This is a genomic window from Microcystis sp. M20BS1, from assembly GCF_020245305.1.
GTDB classification, from domain to species: Bacteria; Cyanobacteriota; Cyanobacteriia; order Cyanobacteriales; family Microcystaceae; genus Microcystis; species Microcystis ichthyoblabe_A.
Genome location: NZ_JADBUZ010000199.1, coordinates 1 through 9,512 on the forward strand (window position 1 = coordinate 1; position 9,512 = coordinate 9,512).

The following is a 9,512-nucleotide window of genomic DNA, read 5'->3' on the forward strand; positions in this document are numbered from 1 at the left end:
AATCCCAAACCGCTAAATCAAGATCAGAATGGGGAGTTATTTCTTCATAATTTAACAATGAACCAAATAAAACAACTTTCGTGACTCCATACTTCTCTTTAAGGAGACTAGCACATTTTTGAGCAATTTTTAACCCTGCTTGTTGCCGTTGTTTCATCTCTAATAGAAATTGTTCACGGTTTGCTCTCGCTGCTAAAACTTCAGCAATAATCTCTTGTTTTCGTTCTTCAGTTAACTGTGTCATTATGATTACCCCTAAATCATTGAATATCAATAGTTTCTATGATAGCAATTTTTGTCATAAGCGATCGCCCATTTTGTCAGTTGGGTTGAGCAATAATAACTTTTGTCTGTCAAATATTAGTGACGCTTGAGCGAAACCCAACCACACCAATGTCGTCAATAATGTTGAGTTTCTAACTGGTATTAGTGCATTACGCTAACGCTAACTCACCCTACACGCTAACTTTTATCTCATCGGTAAAGATTGCAATCCAAAACAGAGACCTTGACAGACTCTTGTTAGAAAATTTAAATCCAAAGTAGCGATTGTATCCTGAGAACTATGATAATAGGGATTACGCATATTAGCAGTATCTGTCACCATAATTGCCGAATAACCGCAATCCCAAAAGGGAGAATGATCGCTGCGTCGAGTATCGGGGACGATATAACCTCCAAAAATTACCGGCAACCATTCGCAGGGAGTCTGATTTTCTCTCATGACTCGACTAAGAAAATTTAAATCCTCACGGGTTTTGAGATTGCCAATCAAAGCGATAAAATCCCCGGTGTTGGGGTAAAAATGTTCTAGAAAAGCTGGATATTTTTGAGAATGGGGATTTTTATCACAGTAACCGAGCATTTCTAAGGATAACATTAACCTTAAATCCTGCTTAGTTTGTTTTAATTTTTCTGCGTAGGCAATGCTCCCCAGTAATCCGTATTCTTCTAGATCGAAGGCAATTAAACGAATTGGATAATTAGCCTGATTCTCCCCAAAAAACCTCGCTAATTCTAATAATACCGCTAATCCCGTGGCGTTATCGTCAGCCCCCGGCGACCCCGGCACCGTGTCATAATGAGCGCCAATTAAAATCGGAGGTTTTTGACTATTGTTAGGCAAATCCAAGATTAAATTTTCGTAAACTTTTCCCTGAAAAGGGAAACAATGTGATTCAACCTTTCCCCAATTTCCTAACTCTTGCCGTAGGTATTCTCGCACATAAAAATGTCCTTGACTAGAGAAAAAAGGGTTTCTTTCTCGGACAATTTGTTCTAGGTGTTGGCTTAAGCGATCGCTAAGAAGATCAAACATTGATAGCAGCAGATAATTTAATCAAAAGAGCCAATGGATAGAGAAACTGAGGGAAAAATCGGGGAAAATAATAATTGTTAATTAGGGTCTGCTGAAAAAGTTTTTCCTGGTGGCAGGGTGTGGGGTGTGGGGTGTGGGGTGTGGGGTTTTACCCATTTTCACCTGGTCAATTACCTAATTTTCAGGGAAAAAGTACCTGAATTTTCCCCTCAATCACTGCAAGGGTCGGGACTTTTTGAGGTCAAAAAAGTCTAAAAGCCTTATCCAACAAGGTTTTTAGATTTATTCAGCAAACCCTAATTATAAAATATTCTGTGGAGCTAAAATCATGACAAATCTCCAGTTGACTAGCTATGATTGTATCGTTGTCGGGGCAGGATTAGCAGGATTAATCGCCGCGCGGAATCTCCAGAGGCAAGGTCATCAAGTTCTGGTGATCGAAGCGCGAAATCGTTACGGTGGTAGGATGTCTGGTCAATATCTCCCCTCCGGACAGTGGATCGATCGAGGTGGTCAGTGGGTGGGTCCAACCCAAGAGCGTTTTTTGTCCCTCCTCGATGAGTACAAAATACGTCGTTTTCCCTCTCCCAATCAGGGAAAAACCGTCCTAGTGTTCAACAACAAACGCTATGAATTCAACGGTTTTTTTCAAGGTTTCCACGAGGGAGAAGTACCCGATATCGGCCCGGCAGAATGGCAAGATGCGATGTCAGCATGGGCGCGTTTTCAAGAACTAGCCAAAACCCTACCTTCCGGTTATCCCCAAAGCAACGATCACACCAAAAAACTAGATAGTAAAACTTTTGCCCAGTGGATTGAAGAAAACACCAGCACAGATTTTGGTCAATGGTATTTTGCTTATATGGTGCGTGCAGTGGGTTTTCTCGGGCCGGCCGAACCCCAGCAAGTCTCACTGCTGCACGTTCTTTGGGGACAAAATTGCGCCCCTCAGGCCGAACATCCAGAAGCCGAACTGATCCATGGCGGAGCCGGACAAATTCCCGACAAGATCGCGGCGGAATTAGGAGAGCGAATTCGACTGGGGGAACCAGTTGTTCGCCTTAATTATGACTCGGCCGGTGTCACCATAGAAACCACCCAGAACACTTTTACCGCCAAATTTGCCATCATTGCCATGCCGCCCCATCTTGCCGGCCGCATTATTTATCATCCCCCGCTGCCACCCCAGCGAGAACAACTAACCCAACGAGTACCGATGGGATGCTGCGCTAAAATCCTGATTTCCTATGAGCAACCTTTCTGGCGAAAACAGGGACTAGCGGGAGTTGCTCAAGGGAATTGTCAATGGTTGGAACTCTGTGCTGATAGTTCCGATCCCGAAACCGGTGTCGGGGTAATCGCCACCTTTGTGGTTGGCGATCGCTATATTCGTTGGCGCTCAATGAGTGGCCCAGCGCGTCGTGCCGCCGTCCTCTCGGATTTAGCTATTTATTTCGGTCAAGAGGCCCTTTTCCCGATCAGTTACGATGAGGTGGATTGGCCCGGGGATCCCTGGACTGGTGGCGCCTATGCCGCTTTTATGCCCCCCGGAGTCTGGACAAGTTTCGGCGAGGCTCTTTTTACTCCCGTCGGACCGATTCACTGGGCCGGCACAGAAATGGCTGATCGCTGGCCAGGATTTTTTGAGGGAGCGATCCGCACAGGTGAGGCAGCGGCTGATCGAATCGCCTTGCTTTTGCGGGAAAAATGAGCATTTACAGGGCTAGGACACCTTTTAGGTCAAAAAAATCCTCATAGTCAAGTTTCGGGGGCTAATAGGGCAAAAAAATCCTAAATCATCACTATTTCGCCCTGGTAATGTTCGACGAAATGCTGGACACGATGACGATATTCTTTAATTGTCCGATCGACCCATTCCCGCTGCTCACTGTTAGCATAGATATGCACTAAAGGTTCTCCAGCATCGGGTAAAATCAATACCCAGTCATCATTGAGGGGATTAATCACCTTCACCCCATCGATTAACTCTAGATTATCGGTAGCGTGAGTTTCCACCAGATAGCGCATCAAGGATCCCTTGACTTTCCAAGGACAACGCACCGCCGTATTCTTATTGTAAATGCGCGGTAACTCGGCCCGCACCTGAGCTAGAGAACGTTCCTGAATGGTTAACATCTCCAAAAGTTTCGCCACGCTGAACATGGCATCGAAACCGGGATGTAATTGCGGAAAAATAAAGCCAGTTTGCCCAGAGCCTCCTAAAACCACATTAGGATTGGTTTGACATCCTTCCATTAAAGCGCTAGGACTGGCTTTTGTCCGCACCACCCGGCCATCGTGACGACGTGCGATCTGTTCCACGGCACTAGAAGCATGAACCGGCACTACCACTGTACCGCGAGGATGGGCGGTCAGAATTGTATTCACCATTAAAGCAGTTAATTGTTCCCCGCGAATCGATAAACCACTCTCATCGACGAGGACTAACTGTTCCCCATTGGCCGAAACCTGTACACCTAAGTTCGCTTTCAGGGCCTCCACCACATGGCCCAATTGATGGATTAGTAACTCTCTTTCCTGCATGGAAAGGGCATTCTGACGTAAACTGGCATTGAGAACCACGGCATCACAGCCAAATTTGGCCAGTAATTCCGGTAAAATTGCTCCCGAGACTCCGTAGGCGTAATCAATGACAATTTTGGAGCTACTATTGCGAATGACCTCCACATTTAGCTGAGTTTCAAAGGTTTTGCGGTAATTATCGAGAATATCAGCCGGATAGGACATACTGCCGATTTCCTGCATTCCCACCCGTCGCAGATCTTCTTTGAAATAGGCCCCTTCGATTTTCTTTTCCCTCGCTTTGGAAACATTAATCCCTTTTTCGTCTAAAAACTCGATTAAGAGAAAATCCGGGCGATCGGGATGAATACGAACGTGAATGCCACCGACTACGTTTAATTTAGCCACTAAAGTCCGCGAAATCGGTAAAGCATTCGCTTGTAGGTTTTGGATATTAACTCCCACGGACATTAAACCGGCAATCAGCGATCGACTGACCATGCGCGAGACACTACGTTGATCCCGGGAGACGATTACCGTTGACCCCGGTTTTAGAATGGAACCGTAGGATGCCCCCAGTTTAACGGCGAATTCGGGCGTGATATCGATGTTAGCGAGGCCCGATACTCCTCGTTGACCAAAGAGGTTTTTATGGGCAGTATTTCCCCAAATCAGGTTAATATTGAGGATGGCTCCCGATTCGATCTGTTTACTCGGCCAGACTCTCACCCCGGAATTGATCTGCGCTTCTTCTCCCACGATCGATAATTGTCCGATCACCGCACCTTCGTGTACCTGGGCCCGTCGATCGATTCTGGTCCCCCTAGCGATCGTACAAGCGGCTAAATTGACCTCATCCCCGATCACCACACCATTCCAGAGGATGGGACGTTTCAGATCGGAACCGGCACCGATGGTGACATTATCGCCGATAACCGAACCCCTCTCGATCAGAACATTTGCACCAATACGACAATGATTGCCGATCATGGCTGGGGCCTCAATGTGGGCGCTAGGATCGATATAGGTATTAGTGCCGACCCACACTCCGGGGGATTTTTCTCGATAGGGAAATTCCAGGTTAACTTTGCCAGATAAAGCGTCGTATTGCGCTTCTCGGTAGGCCTCCAGATGACCGACATCGCACCAATAACCATCGGCCACATAACCATACATAGGTTCGCCCCTTTGCAGCAGCAGCGGAAACAAATCTTTAGAAAAGTCGGTTTCTTCTTTGTAGGGGAGATAATCGAGGACTTCTGGTTCGAGAATATAGGTTCCGGTGTTGACGGTATCGGAAAAAATCTCGCTGGTGGATGGTTTTTCGATAAAACGGCGAATTCTGCCTTCTTTGTCGGTAATCACTACCCCAAATTCGATCGGATTGGCAACCCGCGTCAGGACGAGGGTTGCTTTCGAGTTTTTGCTTTTATGGAATGCGATCGCTTTTTGCAGGTCAAAATCGGTGATACTATCGCCACTAATCACCAGAAAGGTATCATCTAACCATTCGGCAATATTTTTTACACATCCTGCGGTGCCTAGGGGTTGATCCTCCTCGACAGCGTAGGTGATTTTTACCCCAAAGTCGCTGCCGTCTTGAAAGTAGTCGCGCATGACATCGGGGAGATAGTGCAGGGTGGTGATAATTTCGGTAATGTCATGCTTTCGCAGTAAATTAATAATATGTTCGGCGATCGGACGGTTGAGAATCGGAACCATCGGTTTGGGAAGATCACAAGTAAGCGGACGTAATCTTGTCCCTGAACCACCTGCCATTAGTACCGCTCGCATAACTTCCTCCCAAGGCTATCTTTTCGCCGTTTTTAAATAGTTTTTGCAAATTATGGCTTTAGTTTTCCTATCTCGATCGAGCTAGTTCCTAACCGGCATTCTAACACCGTCTCCCGGATTCAGGACAATATTTTCTTTTCCCAAGCCGGCAAAACCCAAGCTTACAATGGGAGATGTGAATTGTCTAAATCTAAGGATGAGATGGCATGAGACTCGTTATTTTTATCTTAATAATTTTTTATGGTGTCGGTGGTTGGAAATTCTGGAACGGGTACAGAAGCACTAATTTTAGTTCCAGTTTACCCAATCGTTTAGCTTTAACAATGTTCTGGCCGCTTCTGTTGGCTGTTAATCCCGCCTATCGCAAGAATTTTAAAAAAGCCCTCAAGGGCAAATAAAATTAACATACTGCCAAGGTTGCGGCCATAAAACAGAAAGTAGCTGGGTATCGATGGCAATCAACAGTTTAGCCATGAATGGCTTATCATGGTTAGGGAAAAAAGGGGTCGTAGCTCAGTTGGATAGAGCGAGTGCCTCCTAAGCACTAGGCCGCCGGTTCGACCCCGGCCGATCCCGCCTTTTTCAGTGAACAGTAAACAGTGAAAAGAGACCGGGAAACTGCTATTTATAGCGCTTTTCACGTTATTGAGGTATCGACAAGTTTTGCCAACAAAGGACTTAAGCTCCTTGCCCATGCCTCATTCTGATGAAAACTGCTATAGCGTTCATTATCAAAATATCTACGGGCTTAATTAAGCCCGTAGGCACGGCTACGGGCAACTTCTAGAGGTTAGGCTTGATCGCTTCTGTTCTCGTTAATCTGTCGGATGATTTCAATCATTTGAGCGTGTCGATCATCCATTCTCTCTAGATGCCGGTAAAAATCGGCTTGAGTCTCATAAAAATCTGATTGTGCGCTTGCTATTCGAGCTAGGTAATCGTAAAGCCCTTTTTTCTCCTGTTTCCGTTCTTCGCGGTCACTAGCGACGGCATCAGCTAGGGATTGAATAGCGCGAGCGTTCGATTCCACTATTTTCTCGATCCGCTCTAATCTGTCTTCTGACATTTTGGTAAACTCCTAATAGACTAATTTCTTGTCCCCCACCGATGCCCCTCGGATGGCGGAATAATATTAAATCCGTTGAGTATAGGCTATATATCAGGACAGCCGAACGGCAAAAGGCAAAAGGGGGAATAAATAACCAGTTTTTAATAACCGGATTTAGTATCACTCAAAACTTAAAACTGATCACTGATCACTGATAACTGCTATTTATCTTCTCATTCTGCCCTTAACTTGATACCAAAGCCTTCTTAAACGTAGATCAAGAGAAAAACCCCGACGGGTGGGAATAACAATCGTGCCACCGATGCGATCATGGAAAGCGCGGTTCAATTGCTCATCACCGATCGCCATACCACAATCGGCGAAAAGGGGCGAAGATAATAAAATCAAGCTTAAAGGATTGCCAAAAAAAGTATTTAACCCTACCATCATTAAAGCTGCCCCGCCACCAGCGATCGCCTCTCGTTTGCTTAACTCCAAAATTCCGGGTAAACGCTGAAGTTGTAGATCGATGATCTTCATATCCAGGGCCCAACTTCCTAAACTCTGACCCTGATTCTGCGCGACTAATAACACCCGCAAACACCACCAAATCAGGAGAAAAAGGAAAAATTGTAGTACAGGCGAACTGTTAGCAAAGGAGCTTAAAAACCAGATCGAGGCAAAGTCGATCAGGAAAGCATAGGCACGACGATCTAAGGGAATTTTCGGAAATTTTTGCGGTAGATTATCTTCAGGTGGGATGGGGTAAACCATAAACTAAATTCTCGGAAAAATCCTGCTGTTTATCTTCTACTCTAATCGGGAAATTGGCAATTCTAGAGTGAGTGGAACGAACCACAGAGACACAAAGGACACAAAGATTGATCGCTATTATATAAGTTAAACTTATCACACAAAGAATAAGAGAGCCAGAGATTTAGGCTACCATTGAGCAAAGGTAGCCCAGAATACAGGGATAATCATGGAGCAAGATTCATTAACAACGGAGGTTATTCTAACCCATCCACGGCAAAGTTTGGGAGAGATCCAATTGGATTGGATGCCACAACCGGGTAATTATTTGGCCTTAAAAGGACAAACCTATGCGGTTTTGGAACGTCACCACCAGTATCAATACAAGATTGGTGGCTATTGTTTACGCAAAATTTCCCTTTATGTACAAACTGCTCCCACCCCTAACGAAAAAAGTTTGATTGAAGGACGTTGGGTGATGGGGGATGCTAGTTGTCGTTTTAACGCCAGATCCGAACTGTTACGCTGTGCGATTAACCCCCCAGGTCCCTGTCAAGATTGTCGTTTTTACGAAACTATTAAGCCTTAAAAGAGCCTTTTTCGGCAACAATCTGGCTATTTTTCCCCTAGCTGACTGCTATATTGACAAATCGCCTATGAATCATCCTTATTCTTGGATCGAGGACAGCTTAAAAACCCTCCATCGGGCCAATTGGTATCGAAGGGTTAAAACCATTCAAGGCCGGGGCGGAGCCGTTATAGAATTAGAGGGTCGATCGCTGATTAATTTTGCCAGTAATGATTATCTGGGATTAGCAGCCGATGAAAGAATGATCGCGGCAGCCATAGCAGCAACACAACGCTATGGAACTGGAAGCACCGGCTCGCGTCTATTAAGTGGACACCGAGATATTCATCGAGACTTAGAATTAGCGATCGCATCCTTTAAAAATAGCGAAGACGCGATCGTTTTTAGTTCGGGATATTTAGCCAATTTGGGGACAATTACCTGTTTAGTGGGGCAGAAAGACCTGATTTTAGGCGATCAATACAATCACTCTAGCCTCAAAAATGGAGCCAAGTTAAGCGGTGCCACGGTGAAAGAATACCGGCACAATAGTCTCGAAGACTTAGAAAATCAGTTATTAGCCCACCGTCATCACTATCGTCATTGTTTACTGCTCACTGATACAGTGTTTAGTATGGATGGGGATATCTGTCCCCTAGCGGGAATTCTCGCTCTAGCCGAGATTTATAATTGCATGGTTTTGGTGGATGAGGCCCACGCTACCGGGGTTATGGGGGAAAATGGCACAGGTTGCGTGGAATATTGTGGTTGTCAGGGACGGGAATTAATTCAGATGGGAACCCTGAGTAAAGCTTTAGGCAGTTTAGGGGGATATGTGACTGGAAACGCCAAAATTATCGATTTTATCCGCAATCGCGCCGCTACTTGGATTTATACTACCGGTTTATCCCCCGCCGACACCGCCGCTGCTAGAATGGCTTTAGAGATTATTCGTCTGGAACCAGAACGTCGCCAACGCCTACACCAAAATATTAATTTTGTCAAGAGTAAATTAAATAATCTTAATATATTGCCTTCGGAAGCGGCGATTTTATGTTTACCGGTAGCCAATCCAGGTCAAGCCCTAGAATTATCGCAAAAACTGCTAGAAAAAGGGATTTTTGCCCCCGCCATTCGTCCTCCTACCGTTCCCACCAGTCGTCTGCGATTTACTGCCATGGCCACCCATAGCCTCGCTCATCTAGAGATTCTTGTCCAGTCTATTGGCGAATCTTTCCCCACATAGAGAAAAAGTTTTTCGTGGGAAGTGGGGAACAACTAAGTTGAGCGGCGGTTAGCATCCTTGATCCCATCATCAAGCTCTCTAGCCTGGCCGCTCCAACGACTTGTTAGACTGGGCTTTCGCAATAAGGGACTTCCAAAAAATAAACTATTCATTCTCAAGAATAATAATCATTCTCGGAGTGTGGGAGGTAGGGATCGATGGTTGCCCCCTCCTTCCAATTTTGTAGTAGAATTAATCCTGTACATTATTAATCAAGTTTTTC

At 45.4% G+C, this 9,512-nt stretch carries 9 protein-coding genes and 1 tRNA gene; 5 read left to right on the forward strand and 5 right to left on the reverse strand.

Annotated elements, in window-relative coordinates; translation table 11 throughout:
• Positions 1–244: nucleotidyltransferase family protein (locus IM507_RS19335; protein ID WP_272071989.1), on the reverse strand; the 244-nt coding region annotated here is incomplete at its 3' end.
• Positions 245–469: 225 nt separating this feature from the next.
• Positions 470–1,318, reverse strand: a complete 849-nt coding sequence (locus IM507_RS19340; protein WP_002738738.1) for a M28 family metallopeptidase — start codon at positions 1,316–1,318, stop codon at positions 470–472.
• A 328-nt stretch (positions 1,319–1,646) separates the two neighbouring features.
• On the opposite strand from IM507_RS19340, the gene IM507_RS19345 reads away from it, so the two are divergent.
• Positions 1,647–3,029, forward strand: coding sequence for a flavin monoamine oxidase family protein (locus IM507_RS19345; RefSeq protein ID WP_069474470.1), 1,383 nt, complete (start codon positions 1,647–1,649; stop codon positions 3,027–3,029).
• Positions 3,030–3,109: 80 nt separating this feature from the next.
• Here IM507_RS19345 and IM507_RS19350 read toward each other — a convergent pair whose 3' ends face one another.
• A complete protein-coding gene (locus IM507_RS19350) occupies positions 3,110–5,635 on the reverse strand; it encodes a mannose-1-phosphate guanyltransferase (RefSeq protein WP_069474471.1) in 2,526 nt (841 codons plus the stop codon).
• 206 nt (positions 5,636–5,841) lie between these two features.
• Here IM507_RS19350 and IM507_RS19355 point away from each other — a divergent pair, with 206 nt between their 5' ends.
• Both IM507_RS19355 and IM507_RS19360 read left to right on the forward strand, forming a co-directional pair.
• Positions 5,842–6,033, forward strand: coding sequence for a hypothetical protein (locus IM507_RS19355; protein ID WP_069474472.1), 192 nt, complete (start codon positions 5,842–5,844; stop codon positions 6,031–6,033).
• A 104-nt stretch (positions 6,034–6,137) separates the two neighbouring features.
• A tRNA-Arg gene (locus IM507_RS19360) sits at positions 6,138–6,211 on the forward strand.
• Positions 6,212–6,425: 214 nt separating this feature from the next.
• Here the strand turns inward: IM507_RS19360 and IM507_RS19365 are convergent.
• Together IM507_RS19365 and IM507_RS19370 are read right to left on the reverse strand one after the other, a co-directional pair.
• Positions 6,426–6,701 (reverse strand): hypothetical protein, encoded by a 276-nt coding sequence (locus tag IM507_RS19365; RefSeq protein WP_002738957.1) that lies wholly within the window; start codon positions 6,699–6,701, stop codon positions 6,426–6,428.
• Between the two features lie 207 nt (positions 6,702–6,908).
• On the reverse strand, positions 6,909–7,457 hold the full coding sequence (locus IM507_RS19370; RefSeq protein ID WP_002739343.1) for an RDD family protein: 549 nt from the start codon (positions 7,455–7,457) through the stop codon (positions 6,909–6,911).
• A 208-nt stretch (positions 7,458–7,665) separates the two neighbouring features.
• Here IM507_RS19370 and IM507_RS19380 point away from each other — a divergent pair, with 208 nt between their 5' ends.
• Entirely contained in the window at positions 7,666–8,025 is a 360-nt protein-coding gene (locus IM507_RS19380; protein WP_042790991.1) for a DUF6464 family protein, read from the forward strand.
• A gap of 67 nt (positions 8,026–8,092) precedes the next feature.
• On the forward strand, positions 8,093–9,250 hold the full coding sequence (bioF, locus tag IM507_RS19385) for an 8-amino-7-oxononanoate synthase (RefSeq protein ID WP_123231120.1): 1,158 nt from the start codon (positions 8,093–8,095) through the stop codon (positions 9,248–9,250).
• The last annotated feature ends 262 nt before the right edge of the window (positions 9,251–9,512 follow it).

Bases quoted from the DNA above. Each gene is read 5' to 3' on its own strand.
- IM507_RS19345 (WP_069474470.1), top strand. From the start codon at position 1,647: ATGACAAATCTCCAGTTGACTAGCTATGATTGTATCGTTGTCGGGGCA.
- bioF (WP_123231120.1), top strand. From the start codon at position 8,093: ATGAATCATCCTTATTCTTGGATCGAGGACAGCTTAAAAACCCTCCAT.
- IM507_RS19365 (WP_002738957.1), bottom strand. From the start codon at position 6,701: ATGTCAGAAGACAGATTAGAGCGGATCGAGAAAATAGTGGAATCGAAC.
- IM507_RS19370 (WP_002739343.1), bottom strand. From the start codon at position 7,457: ATGGTTTACCCCATCCCACCTGAAGATAATCTACCGCAAAAATTTCCG.
- IM507_RS19350 (WP_069474471.1), bottom strand. From the start codon at position 5,635: ATGCGAGCGGTACTAATGGCAGGTGGTTCAGGGACAAGATTACGTCCG.
- IM507_RS19340 (WP_002738738.1), bottom strand. From the start codon at position 1,318: ATGTTTGATCTTCTTAGCGATCGCTTAAGCCAACACCTAGAACAAATT.
- IM507_RS19355 (WP_069474472.1), top strand. From the start codon at position 5,842: ATGAGACTCGTTATTTTTATCTTAATAATTTTTTATGGTGTCGGTGGT.
- IM507_RS19380 (WP_042790991.1), top strand. From the start codon at position 7,666: ATGGAGCAAGATTCATTAACAACGGAGGTTATTCTAACCCATCCACGG.